The 554-nt window shown below is 29.4% G+C and carries 1 protein-coding gene; it reads left to right on the top strand.

The window, feature by feature from the left end; all coding sequences use genetic code 11:
- The coding region (locus R4I97_RS12030) for a hypothetical protein (RefSeq protein WP_335785279.1) at positions 1 to 554 on the top strand (554 nt) is incomplete at both ends.

The raw sequence follows: 554 nt of genomic DNA on the forward strand, positions 1-554 counted from the left end.
CCAGTGTAAAAGATTTATTTAGTGAAGAGTTATCTAAACTTAATAATTTATTTGACAATTTAGAGAAAGAGAATAGAGATTTCAGAGATAGATTAGATAAGCGTATTGAATATTTTGAAGATACTTGGTCAGACAGCACAAGAATAAGAAGTTTGTATTCTACAGAATTGAGAGCAGAGTTGGATAGTATAAAATATGAGAGAGAGCTTGAGTTTGAGAATTATTTAGAAGAATTAAGAGCTAAAGTAGATAATTTGTCATCAAGCGTAGATAATTACAAAGAAGGCGATATAAATAGATTATTGTCAGAATTGGAAGAAGCTAAAAATAGTATAGAAAACTACATAAAAGATACAGACAGTAAGAAAGAAGAGTTATTATCTTCTATGATGAATGAGTTAGAAATAAAAGAGAAAGCTATATACGATAGGTTAGAAGAGAGAGTTGGCAGTGTAGAGAGTAAGATATCATCATTAGATGAAAAAATAAGCAATGGCATAAGTAAAGACTTAGAAGGTTTCTATAACAGCCTAAATGAAGCTGTAAGTAACTAC

Origin of the sequence: Brachyspira pilosicoli (genome assembly GCF_036997485.1) — a bacterium.
GTDB classification, from domain to species: Bacteria; Spirochaetota; Brachyspiria; order Brachyspirales; family Brachyspiraceae; genus Brachyspira; species Brachyspira pilosicoli_C.